Source organism: Nocardioides sp. PD653-B2, assembly GCF_002117935.1.
GTDB lineage: Bacteria > Actinomycetota > Actinomycetes > Propionibacteriales > Nocardioidaceae > Nocardioides.
Genome location: NZ_BDJE01000046.1, coordinates 26,734 through 42,957 on the forward strand (window position 1 = coordinate 26,734; position 16,224 = coordinate 42,957).

19 protein-coding genes and 1 other RNA gene are annotated in these 16,224 nt (G+C 71.8%); 11 read left to right on the plus strand and 9 right to left on the minus strand.

What is annotated here, in order from left to right:
- Positions 1-54 precede the first annotated feature (54 nt).
- Positions 55-345, plus strand: coding sequence for a hypothetical protein (locus PD653B2_RS19260; RefSeq protein WP_085874034.1), 291 nt, complete (start codon positions 55-57; stop codon positions 343-345).
- A gap of 21 nt (positions 346-366) precedes the next feature.
- Here PD653B2_RS19260 and PD653B2_RS19265 read toward each other — a convergent pair whose 3' ends face one another.
- Genes PD653B2_RS19265 through PD653B2_RS19275 form a run of 3 tightly spaced genes read right to left on the minus strand, consistent with a single transcriptional unit; the run spans position 367 to position 2,787 of the window.
- Positions 367-1,035: a response regulator transcription factor gene (locus tag PD653B2_RS19265; protein ID WP_085874035.1), complete on the minus strand. Its 669-nt coding sequence runs from the start codon at positions 1,033-1,035 to the stop codon at positions 367-369.
- Positions 1,020-2,387 (minus strand): sensor histidine kinase, encoded by a 1,368-nt coding sequence (locus tag PD653B2_RS19270; RefSeq protein ID WP_242665350.1) that lies wholly within the window; start codon positions 2,385-2,387, stop codon positions 1,020-1,022. Before PD653B2_RS19270 ends, PD653B2_RS19265 begins: the two co-directional genes overlap by 16 nt.
- Positions 2,388-2,442: 55 nt before the next feature.
- Entirely contained in the window at positions 2,443-2,787 is a 345-nt protein-coding gene (locus PD653B2_RS19275) for a hypothetical protein (RefSeq protein ID WP_085874037.1), read from the minus strand.
- Between the two features lie 90 nt (positions 2,788-2,877).
- Between PD653B2_RS19275 and PD653B2_RS19280 the strand changes: the two genes are divergently transcribed.
- Entirely contained in the window at positions 2,878-4,431 is a 1,554-nt protein-coding gene (locus PD653B2_RS19280) for an AMP-binding protein (protein WP_085874038.1), read from the plus strand.
- Between the two features lie 3 nt (positions 4,432-4,434).
- Here PD653B2_RS19280 and PD653B2_RS19285 read toward each other — a convergent pair whose 3' ends face one another.
- Both PD653B2_RS19285 and PD653B2_RS19290 read right to left on the minus strand, forming a co-directional pair.
- Positions 4,435-4,740 (minus strand): antibiotic biosynthesis monooxygenase family protein, encoded by a 306-nt coding sequence (locus tag PD653B2_RS19285; protein WP_085874039.1) that lies wholly within the window; start codon positions 4,738-4,740, stop codon positions 4,435-4,437.
- 9 nt (positions 4,741-4,749) lie between these two features.
- Entirely contained in the window at positions 4,750-5,187 is a 438-nt protein-coding gene (locus PD653B2_RS19290) for an MOSC domain-containing protein (protein ID WP_207559491.1), read from the minus strand.
- 44 nt (positions 5,188-5,231) lie between these two features.
- Here PD653B2_RS19290 and PD653B2_RS19295 point away from each other — a divergent pair, with 44 nt between their 5' ends.
- Genes PD653B2_RS19295 through PD653B2_RS19305 form a run of 3 tightly spaced genes read left to right on the plus strand, consistent with a single transcriptional unit; the run spans position 5,232 to position 8,256 of the window.
- Positions 5,232-6,350 carry a Nif3-like dinuclear metal center hexameric protein gene (locus PD653B2_RS19295; protein WP_085874040.1) on the plus strand — a complete coding sequence of 373 codons (1,119 nt, stop codon included), beginning with the start codon at positions 5,232-5,234 and terminating at the stop codon, positions 6,348-6,350.
- Positions 6,242-7,108 carry a zinc ribbon domain-containing protein gene (locus PD653B2_RS19300; RefSeq protein ID WP_242665351.1) on the plus strand — a complete coding sequence of 289 codons (867 nt, stop codon included), beginning with the start codon at positions 6,242-6,244 and terminating at the stop codon, positions 7,106-7,108. Before PD653B2_RS19295 ends, PD653B2_RS19300 begins: the two co-directional genes overlap by 109 nt.
- Positions 7,105-8,256 carry a bifunctional RNase H/acid phosphatase gene (locus tag PD653B2_RS19305; RefSeq protein WP_085874041.1) on the plus strand — a complete coding sequence of 384 codons (1,152 nt, stop codon included), beginning with the start codon at positions 7,105-7,107 and terminating at the stop codon, positions 8,254-8,256. The genes PD653B2_RS19300 and PD653B2_RS19305 overlap by 4 nt, the downstream gene beginning before the upstream one ends.
- On the opposite strand, the gene yaaA is transcribed toward PD653B2_RS19305, so the two are convergent.
- A complete protein-coding gene (gene yaaA, locus PD653B2_RS19310; RefSeq protein WP_085874042.1) occupies positions 8,257-9,012 on the minus strand; it encodes a peroxide stress protein YaaA in 756 nt (251 codons plus the stop codon).
- 19 nt (positions 9,013-9,031) lie between these two features.
- Here yaaA and PD653B2_RS19315 point away from each other — a divergent pair, with 19 nt between their 5' ends.
- Complete coding sequence (locus tag PD653B2_RS19315) at positions 9,032-10,477, plus strand: RNB domain-containing ribonuclease (RefSeq protein WP_085874043.1); 1,446 nt, start codon at positions 9,032-9,034, stop codon at positions 10,475-10,477.
- On the opposite strand, the gene PD653B2_RS25160 is transcribed toward PD653B2_RS19315, so the two are convergent.
- Positions 10,474-10,620 (minus strand): hypothetical protein, encoded by a 147-nt coding sequence (locus PD653B2_RS25160; protein WP_165763546.1) that lies wholly within the window; start codon positions 10,618-10,620, stop codon positions 10,474-10,476. The genes PD653B2_RS19315 and PD653B2_RS25160 overlap by 4 nt on opposite strands.
- A 181-nt stretch (positions 10,621-10,801) precedes the next feature.
- On the opposite strand from PD653B2_RS25160, the gene PD653B2_RS19320 reads away from it, so the two are divergent.
- The 5 genes from PD653B2_RS19320 (at position 10,802) to PD653B2_RS19340 (ending at position 14,310) form a co-directional block, all read left to right on the plus strand.
- Positions 10,802-11,530, plus strand: a complete 729-nt coding sequence (locus PD653B2_RS19320; protein WP_085874044.1) for a GAF and ANTAR domain-containing protein — start codon at positions 10,802-10,804, stop codon at positions 11,528-11,530.
- Positions 11,531-11,581: 51 nt separating this feature from the next.
- On the plus strand, positions 11,582-12,280 hold the full coding sequence (locus PD653B2_RS19325; protein ID WP_242665352.1) for an ANTAR domain-containing response regulator: 699 nt from the start codon (positions 11,582-11,584) through the stop codon (positions 12,278-12,280).
- Between the two features lie 95 nt (positions 12,281-12,375).
- Positions 12,376-13,071, plus strand: a complete 696-nt coding sequence (gene trhA / locus PD653B2_RS19330; RefSeq protein ID WP_085874045.1) for a PAQR family membrane homeostasis protein TrhA — start codon at positions 12,376-12,378, stop codon at positions 13,069-13,071.
- A gap of 211 nt (positions 13,072-13,282) precedes the next feature.
- Positions 13,283-13,615 carry a sigma factor gene (locus PD653B2_RS19335; protein ID WP_165763547.1) on the plus strand — a complete coding sequence of 111 codons (333 nt, stop codon included), beginning with the start codon at positions 13,283-13,285 and terminating at the stop codon, positions 13,613-13,615.
- A complete protein-coding gene (locus PD653B2_RS19340; protein ID WP_085874047.1) occupies positions 13,612-14,310 on the plus strand; it encodes a helix-turn-helix transcriptional regulator in 699 nt (232 codons plus the stop codon). Before PD653B2_RS19335 ends, PD653B2_RS19340 begins: the two co-directional genes overlap by 4 nt.
- Positions 14,311-14,332: 22 nt before the next feature.
- Here the strand turns inward: PD653B2_RS19340 and rnpB are convergent.
- Together rnpB and PD653B2_RS19350 are read right to left on the minus strand one after the other, a co-directional pair.
- An RNA gene (gene rnpB, locus PD653B2_RS19345) (RNase P RNA component class A) lies at positions 14,333-14,729 on the minus strand.
- Between the two features lie 112 nt (positions 14,730-14,841).
- Positions 14,842-16,059, minus strand: coding sequence for an HNH endonuclease signature motif containing protein (locus PD653B2_RS19350; RefSeq protein WP_085874048.1), 1,218 nt, complete (start codon positions 16,057-16,059; stop codon positions 14,842-14,844).
- Positions 16,060-16,224: the final 165 nt, after the last annotated feature.

A 16,224-nucleotide genomic window follows, 5' to 3' on the forward strand; every position in this document is an offset into this window, starting at 1 on the left:
CACCGCGGGCCGCGAGAGTCGTCTCGTAGTTGAAACCGACACGAGGAGACCGACATGAAGAAGTTCCTGACGACCGGATCGCTCGCCACGGCCGGAATGGCCACCGCCGCTCTGGTCGCCTGGCAGGCGCCGGCGGCGTTCGCCGACCACGGCTCCGACGACAGCACGCAGTCGAGCAGCGTGGTGCACCGCCACGGCAACGACGACGGTCCGAACCACGATGCCAACGACGACCACGGTCGCCACGGCCACCACGGCCACGGGAACGACGACGGTCCGAACCACGATGCCAACGACGACCACGGTCGCCACGGCCACCACGGCCACCACGGCAGCGACGACTGACCCCGGCTCAGCGGGGTGGGGTCACCGGTTGAACCGGTACCCCATCCCGCGCACGGTCGCGATCGTGTCGGCGCCGAACTTCTTGCGCAGGTAGCCGACGTAGACGTCGACCACGTTGGACCCCGGGTCGAAGTCCATGCCCCAGACATGGTCGAGCAGCTGCTCGCGGGAGAGGACCTGACCCGGGTTGACCATGAAGGTCTCGGCGAGCGCGAACTCCCGCGCGGAGAGGTCGACCTCCTTCTCACCGACGACCGCGCGCCGGGTGCGGACGTCGAGCCGCACCCCGCCCGACTGCAGCACGTCCTCGCGCTGCGCCGCCGACTCGTGGCCCTGCCGCAGGCGGAGCCGGACCCGCGCCAGCAGCTCGGCGAAGCGGAAGGGCTTGGGCATGTAGTCGTCGGCGCCACCCTCGAGCGCCGACACCGTGTCGCCGACCGAGTCGCGTGCGGTCAGCACGATCACCGGCACCGTGGAGCCCTGCGCGCGGAGCCGGTCGAGCACCTCGAAGCCGTCGATGCCGGGCAGCCCGATGTCGAGGACGACCAGGTCGAAGGCGCCGCTGAGCGCTCGGTCGAGGCCGTCGTACCCGTCGGCGACGGCGGTCGTGAGGTGGCCGTCGGCGCGCAGGCCCTTGGCCACGAACGACGCGATCCGCTGCTCGTCCTCGACGATCAGGATGCGGGCCACGGGTCCTCCTGGGGTCTGCTCGGCAACGTGATGACGAAGCGGGCACCCGGCGGATCGGCGTCCTCGACCGTCACGGTGCCGCCGTGCGCTCGCGCGATGGCACCGACGATCGAGAGGCCGAGTCCGAAACCCTCGTCACCAGGAGGTACGGCGGCGCGGCCGAAACGTTCAAAGACGTGCGCACGATCTTCGGGCGGCACGCCCGGGCCGGTGTCGCGGACCCACATCCGCAAGGCGCTCCCGTCGTACGCCGACCCGATCGCGACCGCGTCACCGTCGCGGGTGTGCTTGACCGCGTTGTCGACCAGCTGGAGCACCGCCTGGGTGAGGCGCTGCTCGTCGGCGAGGACCTTGGCGTCGGCCGAGCCGTCGAGGGTCCACTCCCGGTCGCCGAGCCCGCGGGCCTTGGCGACCAGGTCGGCCGTGAGCTGCTGGAGGTCGACCGGCCGGAGCCGGAGGAAGTCGGGCCGGTCGCTCTTCGCGAGCAGGAGCAGGTCGCCGACCAGCCGGGACATCCGGTCCGTCTCGTCGAGCAGCAGCTCGCGGGTCTCGGCGATCTCTTCGGGGTTGCCGGTGTCGAGCAGCTCCAGGTGCCCGCGCAGGACGGTGAGCGGTGTCTTCAGCTCGTGGCCGGCGTCGTCGAGGAACTGCCGCTGGCCGACGAAGGCGCCCTCCAGGCGGTCGAGCATCCCGTTGAACGTGCGGGTCAGGGCGGTGAGGTCGTCGTTGCCCGTGACCGGGAGCCGCTGGGACAGGTCGGTCTCGCCGATCTCGTCGGCGGTCTCGCGCAGGGTGCGCACCGGGGAGAGCAGGCGGCCGGACACCCAGGCCGCCATCGCGGTCACCAGCAGCAGGACCAGGCCGGCGACGATCGCGTAGGTGCGCATCGTCTCGTGGAGGCCCTCGCGGGCGCGGTCGAGGAAGGTCACGACGACGAGCGCACCGGTGGTGTCGCCCTGCTGGACGGCCTGCACGGCGATCTCGAGCTCGCCGAACTCCGAGTCGAGACGGGTGGTGCCGTTCGACGCGAGCAGCGGGCGAATGGCGTCGGGCAGCCAGGTGCTGCGCGAGATCGCGTTCCACTCGGGGAACTGGGCGCGCACGTCGTCGTCCCACCAGCCGATGAGCAGCTCGTCGTCGTCGGGGACGTTGCTCGCCATGAACGCCCGCACCATCGCCTCGGGGCCGGCGAACTGGCGCCCGCCCTGGAGCCGGCGCAGCTCGGAGAACTCCTGGTCCGCCTGGTCCGCCACCTGCTGGTCGAGGCGGTGCGACTCGATCGTGGAGACGACGACCCCCGCCACGGCCAGCCCGACGAAGACCAGCAGGGCGACGCTCGCGGTGATCCGCACGCGGACGGAGACGCCCGACCGGTGCGGTCGGGCCCTCGGCAGTGGGGCGGGTGACTCAGCCGTCGTCGTCGCCACCGCCGTGGCCGCTGTTGTCGTCGCCGCCGTGGCCGCTGTTGTCGCCGCCGCCGCCGTGGTCGCCGCCGTGGTCGCCGCCGTGGTCGTCGTCGAGGTCGTCGTAGTCGGGCGTGATCACCTCGACGTCGTCGTCCTCCGGGGTCGTGCTGACCGGGGCGCTGGGTGTCGTGCTCGGCGTCGTCGGCGTCTGGCTGGGCTCGTCGATCTGGATGGTGTGCCGCGGCGCGGGGTCGTCGGACGCGGACGCGGCGAGCGAACCCGCGACGTACGCCCCGAGGGGGACGACGAGCACGAGCCCGAGCAGGACCTTCCAGATGGTCTTCATGGCACCGACGATCCTCCCTGATCGTGGGCCGGGGGTGAGAGGCGGATGAGAGGACTCTCATGGCGGGTCGGGCGTGGCTACAGTGGCCGCATGATCGTCCCGTTCAGCGTCTCCGACTTCATCGACCGCGCAGTCCAGGTCTACGGCGACCGGATCGGCGTCGTCGACGAGCCCGACCAGCCCGCCCCGTCCCTCGGCGAGATGACGTACGCCGAGATCGGCGCGCGGGCCCGGCGGCAGGCCGCCAAGCTCGACGCCCTCGGCCTGGAGGTCGGTGACCGGGTCGCGATCGTCAGCCACAACAGCGCTCGGCTGCTCACGTCGTTCTTCGGCGTCAGCGGCTACGGCCGGGTGCTCGTGCCAGTGAACTTCCGGCTCCGCCCCGACGAGATCCAGTACATCGTCCAGCACTCCGGTGCCCGGGTGCTGCTCATCGACCCCGAGCTCGAGGAGTCCCTCCAGGGCGTCGAGGCCGAGTTCAAGTACGTCCTCGGCGACGAGGGCAGCCTCGACGTGGACGCGGAGCCGCGGCCGTGGGAGCCGGACGAGAACGCGACGGCGTGCATCAACTACACGTCCGGCACGACCGCTCGGCCCAAGGGCGTGCAGATCACGCATCGCAACATCTGGGTGAACGCGGTCACCTTCGCGATGCACACCACGGTCAGCGACCGCGACGTGTACCTCCACACGCTGCCGATGTTCCACGCCAACGGCTGGGGGATGCCGTTCGCGATGACCGGCCTCGGCGTGAAGCAGGTGGTGATCCGCAAGATCGACGGCGCCGAGATCCTGCGCCGGGTGCGCGACCACGGGGTGACCGTGATGTGCGCGGCGCCCGCGGTCGCGGCCGCCGTGCTCGAGGCCGCCCAGTCGTGGGAGGGCGAGATCCCTGGCCGCGACAAGGTCCGCATCATCATGGCCGGCGCCCCGCCGCCGACGAAGACGGTCGCCCGGGTCGAGGAGGAGCTCGGCTGGGAGTTCATCCAGATCTACGGCCTCACCGAGACGTCGCCACTGCTGACCATCAACCGGGCCCGCCAGGAGTGGGACGACCTCTCGACCGAGGAGCGGGCCGGCCTCCTGACCCGCGCCGGCGCGCCGGCGCTCGGCGTACGCCTGGCGATCTCCGAGGACGAGGCTGGGCCCGATTCGGGGGCGGCCGGCGAGGTGCTGGCCCGCTCCAACGTGGTGCTCGAGGGCTACTGGGAGCAGCCCGAGGAGTCGGCGCGGGCGCTCGCGGGCGGTTGGTTCCACACCGGCGACGGCGGCACCATCGGCGACGACGGCTACCTCACGATCTCGGACCGCAAGAAGGACGTGATCATCACCGGCGGCGAGAACGTCAGCTCGATCGAGGTCGAGGACGTGCTCTTCTCGCACCCCGCCGTGGCGGAGGTCGCGGTGATCGGGGTCCCGAGCGAGAAGTGGGGCGAGACGATCAAGGCGCTGGTCGTGCTCGCCGACGGCGAGTCGGCGACCGAGGAGGAGCTGATCGCCTGGTGCAAGCAGAAGGCGGCCGGCTACAAGGCACCGACGTCGATCGAGTTCCGCGACGAGCTGGCCCGTACGGCGACCGGCAAGCTGCAGAAGTTCAAGCTGCGCGCGCCCTACTGGGAGGGCCGCGACCGGCAGGTCAACTAGTCCCTAGGCCTTCTTCACGTCCAGCACGACCTCGAACTCCAGCAGGTCGGCGCCGGACGAGACCGGTTGGGCGCGCTCGCCCGAGTGGGCGGCGATGGCGGGGCCGTCGCGCCAGGCGGCGAACGACTCCTCGTCCTCCCACTGGGTGACGACGAAGTAGCGGTCCTCGCCCTTGACCGGGCGGAGCAGCTGGAAGCCGAGGAAGCCGGGCGTGCCGTCGACGCTGTGCGCGCGGTTGGCGAAGCGCTTCTCGAGCTCCTCGTGGGCGTGCGGGGGGACGGAGATGGCGTTGATCTTCACGACGGACATGCGTCGAGCCTAGAACGGCAGCGCCGGCTCGTCGGTGACGACCGGGTCGCCCACCCGGATCACGCCGGTCGTCAGGGCGCGGAACACCGAGCCACCACGGCGGCGCAGCGCCTCCTGGGCGCCCGGGCCGACGGCGCTCTCCATGATCCGGCAGGGGGCGGCCACCCGGACCACCTCGAGCAGCACCTCGCCGATCTCCAGGCGCACACCCGGATCGCGGGGCACGGGACCCGTGATCGTGATGTTGCGGCGCGTCGCTGCCGCCGCGATCGTGGCGCCGACACGCTCGGACGCCTCCTCCAGGTCGTCGGCGGACTGCACGGTCACGTGCCGGTGCCGGCTGCCGTGGAAGCGGTCGCCCACGATCCCGTGCCGCGCCTCGACCTCGATCTCCTGGCGCGGCTGCATGGCCGCGTGCCGATAGGGCGCGACGTTCAGCGCTGTCACGACCACACCCTCCACGGACCCATCCTCCCCGATAGCCTCCAGCCATGCCGGCACTCAAGGACGTCATGGACCTGCTGCACGGGTGGTACCCGCCCGCGACCGCGGAGTCGTGGGACGCCGTCGGCCTGGTCTACGGCTATCCGGGGGCGCGCGTCGAGAAGGTGATGTTCGCGGTCGACCCCACGCCCACGGTGGCTCGAGAAGCGGTCGACTGGGGTGCCGACCTGCTCGTCGTCCACCACCCGCTCTTCCTCGCGCCCGTGCACGGCTTCGCGGCCACCACACCCAAGGGGCGCACCCTCGCCACCCTCGCGGGGGCCGAGTGCGCGCTGCTCACCGCCCACACCAACGCCGACCAGGCGGCCGGCGGGGTCTCGGAGGCCCTGGCGCTCGCGCTCGGGCTCACCGACCTCGCACCGATCGTGCCCGCGCCGGGTCCGGACCTCGACAAGCTCACCGTCTACGTCCCGGTCGGTGACGCCGACCGGCTCCGCGCCGCGCTCGCCGAGGCCGGCGCCGGGCGGATCGGGGACTACGACCACGCGTCGTTCTCGACGCCCGGCGAGGGCCGGTTCCGGCCCCTCGAGGGCGCGAACCCGACGATCGGGGCGACCGGACGGCTCGAGGTCGTCGACGAGGCCCGGATCGAGGTCGTGCTGCCGCGCTCGCGCCGTACGGCGGTGGTGACGGCGATGCTGGCCGCCCATCCCTACGAGGAGCCAGCGTACGACGTGGTCGAGCTGGCCGATCCCGGCACGACCCCCACCGGCACCGGACGCATCGGCTCGGTCGCCGAGACGACGCTCGCCGACTTCGCCGCCGCGGTGGCGGCCGCGCTGCCCGAGACGGCCCAGGGCGTGCGAGTGGCGGGCGATCCGCGTCGGCCGGTGCGCCGCGTCGCCGTCTGCGGTGGCGCGGGCGACTTCCTGCTCGACACGGTGCTCGGCACCGACGCCGACGTGTACGTGACGAGCGACCTCCGGCACCATCCGGCGGCCGAGTTCGTGGAGAAGGACGGCCCCGCGCTGGTCGACGTGGCGCACTGGTCGGCCGAGTGGACCTGGCTCCCGGTGGTGGAGGCGAAGGTGCGCGCGGCCCTGGGCGATACGGTGGTGACCCGGGTGAGCACCACCCGGACCGACCCCTGGCAGTTCCGCACCTGATCGAGGAGCACCCCCTGAAAGCCGATCCCTCCGCCCAGCTCAAGCTCCTCGAGATCCAGGAGCTCGACGCCCGGGCCGACCTGCTGAGGCACCAGCTCGCGAGCCTGCCGGAGCTGGACGAGATCGCCGCCCTGGAGGCGAGCCGTCTCGAGCTCGACAACCAGGCGCGCGACGCCCGCATCTCCGTCGACGACCTCACCGTCGAGCAGAAGAAGATCGACGCCGACGTCGAGCAGGTCAAGACCCGGCGCACCCGCGACCAGAACCGCATCGACCAGGGCCTGATCAGCAACCCCAAGGACATCGAGCGGATGCAGCACGAGATGGTCTCGTTGCAGCGCCGGATCGTCTCCTTGGAGGACGAGGAGCTGGAGGTGATGGCGACCCTCGAGGACGCCCAGCGCACCCTCGACTCCCTGGTCGCCCAGATCGCCGCCGCCGACGAGCGGCTGGTCGTGCTGCGCGCCACCCGCGACGAGCGCGGCAGCGAGATCGAGGCCGAGCTGGCCGAGCTCCTGGCCGGGCGCGCCCCGCTGGTCGAGGGCTTCCCGGAGGACCTGCTCGCGCTCTACGAGAAGCTGCGCACCAACCGGCGGGGCGTGGGCGCGGCCGAGCTGCGCCAGCGCCGCTGCGCCGGCTGCAACATCACCATCGACGCGGCCGAGATCGAGGTCATCCGCAAGGCGCCGGAGGACCTGGTGATCCGCTGCGAGGAGTGCTCCCGGATCCTCGTCCGCACGCCCGAGTCAGGCCTGTGACCGCTCGGCACGTCATCATCGAGGCCGACGGCGGGTCACGCGGCAACCCCGGGCCGGCGGCGTACGGCGCGGTCCTCAAGGACGCCGACACCGGCGAGGTGATCGCCGAGGACGGCACCACGATCGGGGTCGCGACCAACAACGTCGCGGAGTACTCCGGCCTGATCGCCGGGCTGCGGATGGCCGAGGAGCTGGCTCCCGAGGCCGACATCGAGGTCCGGATGGACTCCAAGCTCGTCGTCGAGCAGATGTCCGGCCGCTGGAAGATCAAGCACCCGGACATGCGGCCGCTGGCGAGCGAGGCCAACCGGCTGGCGCCGTTCGGCACGACGTACACCTGGGTCCCGCGGGAGCAGAACAAGCACGCCGACCGGCTCGCCAACGAGGCCCTCGACGGCATCCGCAGCGGCGTCACCGTCGCGGGGGAGTCCCTGATCGAGGAGATCGAGCAGGAGCAGCCGCCGACCGTCCAGAAGGAGAGCCGCGGCTGGGGGGTCCGGGGCACCTCGACGACCGTGGTGCTGGTGCGGCACGGGGTGACGCCGCACACCGTGGAGAAGCGCTTCTCCGGCGGGCTGGCAAGCGCCAACCCCGGCCTGAGCGACGAGGGCCGGGCGCAGATCCGGGCGGTCGCCGACTGGCTGGGGCCGCTGGCCGACCGGGTCGACGCCGTCATCTCCTCCCCGGTGCGCCGCACCCTCGAGTCGGCCGAGATCCTCGCCGAGTCCCTGGGCCGGACCGTGGAGGTCGAGCCCGGCTTCGCCGAGATGGAGTTCGGGGTCTGGGACGGGATGACCTTCGCCGAGGTGGGGGAGAAGTACCCCGAGGAGCTGAAGGCATGGCTCGGCTCGCTCGACGTGGCGCCCGAGGGCGGCGAGTCGTTCCGGGTCGTGCAGCGGCGGGTGCTCGACGGGCTGGCCCGGCTCCAGGAGGCGCACGCCGGCAAGACCGTCGTCGTGGTCAGCCACGTGACGCCGATCAAGACGCTGGTGGCGCACGCCGTCGACGCGCCGCTCGAGGCGGTCTACCGGATGGAGCTCACGCCGGCGTCGGTGACGGTGCTCAGCTACTTCGACGACCGTGCCTCGATGCGGATGTACAACGCGCTGCCGCCCGGGAACGACGCGTTCACCGGCGGCTCGTGGTGACTAGACCTCGCTGACCACGACGTCGAGGCGGCCGTCGTCGACCCCGACGACCCAGCCGAGGTCGCGCAGGGCGTCCGCGAGCTGCGCCGGCGTGCGCGGCGCGGCGCCCGACTCGAGCAGCGCCCGCACGATCCGGCCCTTGGTCGCCTTGTTGAAGTGGCTGACCACCTTCCGCTGGCCCTGGTGCTCGTGCAGCACGCGGACCGTCGCCACCCGCACGTCGACCGGGCGCCAGAACGCGGCGTACATGCCGCTGCGCAGGTCGACCAGCAGCCCGCCGCCGATCGCGTCCGCCATCGCGGGGCCGAGGCTGTCGCGCCACACCCCGGCGACCGAGCCGAGCCCGGGGAGGGTGGCGTCGCCGGAGAGCCGGTACGCCGGGATCCGGTCGGTGGGCCGGACCATCCCGAAGAGGCTCGACGTCACCGCCAGCCGGGCCGTCGCCCGGCGCTTCGCGGCGGGCGGGAGCGTCGCGACGTCGAGGGCGTCGTACAGCACGCCCGAGTAGACCTGGTCCGCGCGGGCGGTCGGCGCCGTACGCAGCCGGCGGTTCAGGTCGACGAGGTCACCCTGGGTGCCGCCGATGCCCAGGGTCTTCGCGGCGACCTCCGGATCGCCGTCGCAGAGCTCGACCAGAGCGGCCAGCACGCGCTCGCGGGCCGGGGTCAGCACGGGGAAGTCGAGCGTCGACAGATCGAGGGGTTTGCCGCGACGCGGCGCCGACTTGCCCTCACTGGGCGGCAACAGGACCAACACGGTGCCCTATCGTGCCGGTATGCCGAGCAACCGCGTCGTCCGGGTCCGTACCGTCGATGACGACGTGGCGGCCGCCGCGTTGCGCAGCGGGATCACCGCCATCCAGGCGGAGCTGGGGGTCACGCCCGACTTCCCGGCCGAGGTCGAGGAGGTCGCCGCGGCTGCGGCCAGGTCGCCCCGCCTGCCCGACCTCGACCGCACCGACGTCCCGTTCGTGACGATCGACCCGCCGGAGTCGCGCGACCTCGACCAGGCCCTCCACCTGGAGCGCGACGGCGACGGGTTCGTGGTGCGCTACGCGATCGCCGACGTCGCCGCGTTCGTGACGCCCGGCGACGCCGTCGACGTGGAGGCCCACCAGCGCGGCGAGACGCTGTACGGCGCGGACTCCAAGGTGCCCCTGCACCCGAAGGTCCTCAGCGAGGACGCCGCGTCGCTGCTGCCCGGTCAGGTCCGCCCGGCTCTCCTCTGGACGATCCGGATCACCGCCGAGGGCGAACGGACCGACGTCCACGTCGAGCGGGCGCGGGTGCGCTCGACCGCCAAGCTGTCCTACGACGAGGTCCAGCAGTCGCTCGACGACGGGTCGGCCTCGGAGTCGCTGCTCCTCCTGCGCGAGGTCGGCGAGCTGCGGCTGGCGCGGGAGGCGGCGCGCGGCGGCGTCTCGCTGCCGCTGCCGGAGCAGGAGGTCGACATCGCGGGGGAGCGGTGGCACCTGGAGTTCCGCGAGCAGCTGCCCGTCGAGCGCTGGAACGCGCAGATCTCGCTGCTCACCGGCTTCGCCGCTGCCTCGTTGATGGTCTACGCCCGGGTCGGGCTGCTGCGCACGCTGCCGCCGCCGGACCCGCGCGACGTGCAGCGCCTGCACCGCACCGCCCACGCGCTGCGGATCGACTGGCCCGCCGAGCAGCTCTACCCCGACTTCATCCGCTCGCTCGACCCCGCCCTACCCAGCCACGCGGCCATGGTCAACGCCTGCGCCCGGCTGCTGCGCGGCAGCGGGTACGTCGCCTTCGACGGCGAGATCCCCGCCGACCCGCAGCACGCCGCGCTCGCGTCCGAGTACGCCCACGTCACCGCGCCGCTGCGCCGGCTCGGTGACCGGTACGCCGGCGAGGTCTGCCTGGCGCTCTGCGCCGGCACCGAGGTGCCCGCGTGGGTGCTCGCTGCGCTGCCCGGCATCCCGAAGACGCTGCAGGCCTCGAGCCAGCGGTCCCACGCCTACGAGCGAGCGGTGCTGGACCTGGTCGAGGCCGGGGTGCTGCACGAGCGCGTCGGCGAGGAGTTCGACGGCGTCATCGTCGACGTCGACGACAAGGACGAACGCCGCGGCGTCGTCGTCCTCCACGACCCCGACGTGGAGGCGCGGGTCGTCAGCTCTGCACGGCTCCCGCTCGGGACCGACGTACGGGTCACGCTCACGTCGGCCGACCTGGCGGCGCGCAAGGTCGAGTTCACGCTCTAGACCGACTCGACGAACGCCCGCAGCCCCGAGTCGCCGGCGCCCCACGCCGTGCGGAACGCCGGGTGCAGCGGCAGCTCGTCGACCTCCGCCACCGGCACCCACGCGTGCGCCTGGCTCTCGGAGCGGTCCACCGTGCCCAGCACCGTCCACGTCTACCCGCCGCGCTCCCTGGCCCCGCCCGGCACCGACCACGTCCCGCCCGGGAGGGCAGTCCTCCGGCAGCGGTACGCCAGTGACTCCTGCCGCTAGGCTGCCGACGAACCCACGTCGTCCGGCGACCGCGCCGCGCGGTCCCACGTCACCGCCGTCCGGAAGTCAGGTCCCGTGACAGACCTCCAGTCGATGCGGCACCGCATCGATGAGCTCCTCCGTCATGAGCGGCGCGCCGACGAGCGCGGCGTCGTGGAGGCACTCGGGCGCCTGTGTCGGACGGTGTGCGCGGATCTCGACCTCCTCGGGTCGACGGTGACGCTGATGCCCGGTGTCGGGGCGCACGCGGTCTCGGCCGTCTCGTCCGAGACCGCTCGGCGGATCGAGGAGGCCCAGTTCGGCCTGGGGGAGGGCCCGACCCGCGACGCGTTCACGTCCCGGCGTCCGGTGCTGGTGGGAGACATCGAGCGGTCCGGCCTGCAGCGGTGGCCGGGATGGGTGCCGGCCGTGTCGGAGACGGGCGTCGGCGCCGTGTACGCCTTTCCCCTGCACGTCGGCGCCACCATCTTCGGCGTCCTCACCCTCTACGTCGGAACAGGCCACCGTCTCGACGCGGAGGGCCTGCAGAGAGCGTTGATCTTCTCGGAGGTCGCCACGGAGTACCTGCTGGACGGATCCATGCCTGGCGACGGTCACGCACTGGACCCCGGCCTCGATGCCACGCTCGACACCAATGCCTACGTCTACCAGGCCCAAGGCATGGTCATGGTGGATCTCGGGATCAGCCTGCCTGAGGCGCTGGCCCGGATGCGGGCGCATGCCTGGGCCACCGGACGGGACCTGACGACCCTGGCGCGCGAGATCGTCGAGGGACGGGCCATGCCACCGCGTGACGGTCGATGAAACGATGCAACAGTTCAGACCGACGATATGGGAGGCCCCACCGTGATCTCCGTGACCGACCTCGCCGACTTCTTCGTGGAGGTTGCCGACACCCTGGTCGACGAGTTCGACGTCGTCGACTTCCTCGACAACCTGACGGCGAAGGCAGCCGCAGTCAGCGGCGCCGCTGCCGTCGGCCTGGTGCTCTCCGACCACCGCGGACGCGTCCGGTTCATGGCCGCGAGCAACGAGTCCGGCAAGATGCTCGAGCTCCTCCAGCTCCAGAATGACGAAGGACCGTGCCTGGAGTGCCTGACCAGCGGCGTACCCGTCATCAACGCGGACCTCGCGCATGCAGCCGACCGGTGGCCGAACTTCGCCCCCCGTGCCCTCGAGGCCGGCTTCCAGTCCGTGCACGCGTTCCCGATGAGACTCCGGAACCAGGTCATCGGAGCGCTGAACCTCTTCGGGTCGGAGGACTCGCGGTTCGAGGACGACGAGAGCCGCGTCGTCCAGGCGCTGGCGGACGTCGCCACGATCGCGATCCTGCAGGAGCGCCACATCATCCAGGCCGAGACGCTCACCGAGCAGCTGCAAGGAGCGTTGAACAGCAGGATCGTGATCGAGCAGGCCAAGGGCGCGCTCGCGCAGGCCGACGGAATCTCCACCTCGGACGCCTTCGACCTGCTGCGGTCGCGCGCCCGGTCCACACGCCAGCGCCTGGTCGATGTCGCCCAGGACGTGCTGGCCGGGCTCGAGACACGCCCGTAGTACCGTCGGAGGAACCACCAGACCTGCTGATCGTGAGATCAGCCCTCACCTGAAGCCACGCCCTGGACCCGCGCGTCGCCGTTGGAGTCCGTGCCATGCGAACAACGCGCGTCGAACAGCTGTTGGAGTCCATCGCAGACGTCAAGCCTCACCTGCGTGGGTGGCTGCACCTCGGGATCCTCCCGCTGACGCTGGCCGGCGGCGCGGTGCTGGTCGCGCTCTCGCCGGACGCCGTCACCCGGGCGGGCTCGACGATCTTCGTGCTGTCAGCCATCCTGCTGTTCGGAGTCTCGGCGGCCTACCACCGCGGCACGTGGTCGCCCACGACTTGGCGGGTGCTGCGCCGGCTCGACCACTGCAACATCTTCGTGCTGATCGCCGGCTCGTGCACGGCGTACGCGCTGTTGCTGCTCGACGGGCGGGACCGGACGACGATGCTGATCATCGTCTGGGCGAGCGCCGTGCTCGGGGTGGGGGCGAGGTTCGTCTGGCCCGATGCGCCGCGATGGCTCTCCCCACCCATCTACGTCGCCTGTGGGTGGGGAGCCGTCCTCTTCCTCCCCGGCCTGCTGGACGGAGCCTCGCGCCTCGGTGGCGCGGGTGTGCCGACCCTCGTGCTCCTCGGCGCCGGAGGCGCGCTCTACGTCGCCGGTGGCGCGGTCTACGGGCTCCAGCGGCCCAACCCCTGGCCGCGATGGTTCGGCTTCCACGAGGTCTTCCACTCCCTCACGGTCGTCGCCTTCGCCAGTCACTACATCGGCATCTCCCTGGCGACCTACGCGCTGCGCTGAACGCGTACGGCCGGACCGGAGGGGTACATTGACGGAGCACAACCGTCACGCTGCTGCCCCGGTCCCCGGTAGCGCGTATCCACGCACCACGCCCGAAGTGGATTCCCGCCCGATGACCACCACCCGTCCTGTCCGCGCGTGTTCCCTGGCAGCCCCCGCCAGATGTGGGACCGCTGCGGATCCGGTCTCGTCGACGTGCGACGACCTGACCGTGCTGGTGCAGCGGTCAGCGGCCGGGGACGAGGCGGCGTTCGCCGCCATCTATGACGCCACGGCGCCGCTGGTCCTCGGCCTGGCGCTGGGCGTGCTCCGCAACCCCGTGCAGGCAGAGGAGGTCGCCGAGGAGGCGTACCTCCAGGTCTGGACGCGCTGCGCCCGTTTCGACCCTGCTCAGGGCAGCGTGATCACGTGGATCCTCACGATCGTCCACCACCGGGCCGTGAGTCGGAGGCGTTCATCGGAGGGATGTCTCGAGCGCGACGTCCACTCCCGGGGTCACCGCAGCGGCCTGCGCACGCTCCATGCCCCGCGGAGCGCGCGGTGAGTGCGTACGCGGCCTCATCTGGGCCGATCCAGCTGGCGATCCTCGACGAGGACGACCTCGTCGTAGCAGGGGTGTCGGCCATGCTGGTGGACCACTCACGCCTGGTGAGCGTCGTTGATCGGAGGAGCCAGGACGCGGCAGTGCATTCTGATCTCGTCCTCTACGACCCGTCCGGACCGGCGCGCGGTGGCGAGGCCGGCCTGTCGGACGTGGTGAGGACGGCCAGTGCTCGGGTGGTGGTGTTCTCCTGGGTGGCCGAGAGCGACGCAGTCGATCGCGCGCTGGCGCTCGGCGCCGCGGGCTACCTGTTCAAGGGGCTGTCCGCCGCGGATCTGTTGGCCTCGGTGCTCGCGATCCACGGCGGGGACGTCGTGGCCTGTCGCGGGCACACCGGCGTCGGTACGCCCGTGCCCGGGACCGGAGAGTTCGCGTCTCGGACAGGGCTGACTGCGCGCGAGTCGGAGGTCTTGCTCCTCATCGTCGACGGCCTGACCAATGCCGAGATCGCCGCATGCCGCTCCCTGAGCATCAACACCGTGAAGACCTACATCCGCAACGCCTACTCGAAGATCGGCGTCTCCAGCCGTTCTCAGGCAGTCAGATGGGGTCTGGAGCAGGGTTGCTCGTCGAGCGACGGGCCTGCCCGCGAGGGACCGAGGCCGCACCCCTTCACGGTGACGGCTCACGGTCCGTGAGTCGAGGTCTGCGCGGCGGAAGCGGAAGGGCTGGCCTGTAGGCCGGGTTCTGTCCCCGGCGAGCCGGGGGGCGACCATCCATCTACGAGTGCCGTTGCCGACACCCTCCAGCGATCTACCCGCGTACTCGGGCGGGCCGCCCTCGAACGCACGCGCGTCCCGTGCAAGCACGGGACTTCTTGATCTTGCTCCAGGTGGGGTTTGCCGAGCCGGCCGGGTCACCCCGGTCGCTGGTGGTCTCTTACTCCACCGTTTCACCCTTACCTGCGCCTCGCCGAAGCTCGGTGCAGGCGGTCTGTTCTCTGTGGCACTGTCCCGCGGGTTGCCCCGGGTGGGTGTTACCCACCACCTTGCCCTGTGGAGCCCGGACCTTCCTCGGTGCCGTCCGAAGACGACAACGCGGTCGCCCGGCCAGCCCTTCCGCGGGATCAGCCTAGAGCAATCCGCGGGTGCGTGTGTGCGGGCCGAGCGAGCTGTGTCCGACGCATCCGAGACCTGCAGTGCTCCCGGACGCGACGGGGCCGCCTCGCCTCACCCGAGCTGGTAGGTGCCGAGTGGGGTGACGGCGTAGCGGCGGTGGTGGGGGCTGGTCCAGGTGTAGGTGCCGTCCTCGTTGCGGGTGTAGGTCCAGATGTCTCGGGTCTTGTTGCGGTGGTGTCGTCGGCACAGGGGGGCGAGGTTGCCGGGGTGGGTCTGGCCGGGTGGTCCGCCCTTGTCCATGGGCAGGTAGGGGATGACGTGGTCGAGGTCGCAGGATCGGGCGTCGGTGTGGCACCAGGGGAAGACGCAGTGCTGGTCGCGGAGGATGACGAGCTCGCGCATCCAGGCGGGTGGGTCGTGGCGGTCGACGGCGTCGGTGCGGTCCATCCGCAGCACGGGGAGGACGGTGACGTGGGAGTGGCCGGCCCAGTCCTTGATCCGGGCCGTGCTCAGGGGGCCGAGGCGCTCTACGGAGCCGGTGCCGATGGTGTCGTCGGCGAGGTCGGTGAGGTCGGCGTGGAGGTACAGCCTCGTCCGGGCCGGTTTCCCGTTGCCGAATCCGGTGGCGAGGTCGTGGATGGCGGCGCCGAGGTCGTCTGACCTGACCAGTTGGTCGTGGATGCGGGTGAGGTCGAGGGTGTCGCCGGTGATCTCGAGGATCGAGGTGCCGGCCCAGCGGCCGGGGCCGGTGGGGGGCCTGTGGAAGATCCGGACCTCCCAGCTGTCCTTCGACACGGTCTCGTCGCTGTGTTGGGCCTCGGGGTCGGCCTGGGCGGTGGCGGTCGCGATGGCGCGGTCGATGAGGACGGCCCCGCAGGTGGCGGCGCGGGGGGCGAGCTCGCGGTCGACGGTCGCGGCGACTTCCTGGGACAGGTGGGCGGTGGCCTGGGCGATGCGGCGGGCCCGCCAGGCGGGGACGTCGAGGGACTCGACCCGGGCCCAGATGTGGGGGAGGCGGTGGGTGAGGTTCCAGGCGTCGGCCATGAGCTGCCGGGCGGCATACGTGCTCGATTGGAGGGCGGCGCCGAGGGGTTCGGCGGCGAACACCGCCACCGGGGGTGTGCCGGGTCCGCCGATGGGGGCGTCCTCCTCGTCGTCGGGGGCGTCGGCCGGGTGCAGGCGGCACCAGTGGGCGGCGTACCTGAGCTTGCGGCGCTCGGCGATGCGGGACTGGGTCTCTGAATCTTCGATCAGGGACAGCAACCGGTCGGCGTCCAGGTCGTCGACCTGGATCGCGGGCCCGGCGGTGTCTGTCTCGAGGATGCTCACGGGTCCAGCACAGCAGGCGGGGACGTGGTCTGCACCTGGTCGGCCGGTGAGTGTGGACAAGGCTGCGAGAAGCCCGCCCTGTGGAAGGTGAGTGAGCCGTGGTTGCTGCCCCGGTTGGGCTGCGGGGGTTTCGAGACAGGCGCTGCGCGCCTTCCTCAACCACCG

Coding starts and splice junctions, on each gene's coding strand:
- PD653B2_RS19260 (WP_085874034.1), top strand. CDS start 55: ATGAAGAAGTTCCTGACGACCGGATCGCTCGCCACGGCCGGAATGGCC.
- PD653B2_RS19315 (WP_085874043.1), top strand. CDS start 9,032: ATGCCGAGCAACCGCGTCGTCCGGGTCCGTACCGTCGATGACGACGTG.
- PD653B2_RS19295 (WP_085874040.1), top strand. CDS start 5,232: ATGCCGGCACTCAAGGACGTCATGGACCTGCTGCACGGGTGGTACCCG.
- PD653B2_RS19275 (WP_085874037.1), bottom strand. CDS start 2,787: ATGAAGACCATCTGGAAGGTCCTGCTCGGGCTCGTGCTCGTCGTCCCC.
- PD653B2_RS19280 (WP_085874038.1), top strand. CDS start 2,878: ATGATCGTCCCGTTCAGCGTCTCCGACTTCATCGACCGCGCAGTCCAG.
- PD653B2_RS19285 (WP_085874039.1), bottom strand. CDS start 4,740: ATGTCCGTCGTGAAGATCAACGCCATCTCCGTCCCCCCGCACGCCCAC.
- trhA (WP_085874045.1), top strand. CDS start 12,376: ATGCGAACAACGCGCGTCGAACAGCTGTTGGAGTCCATCGCAGACGTC.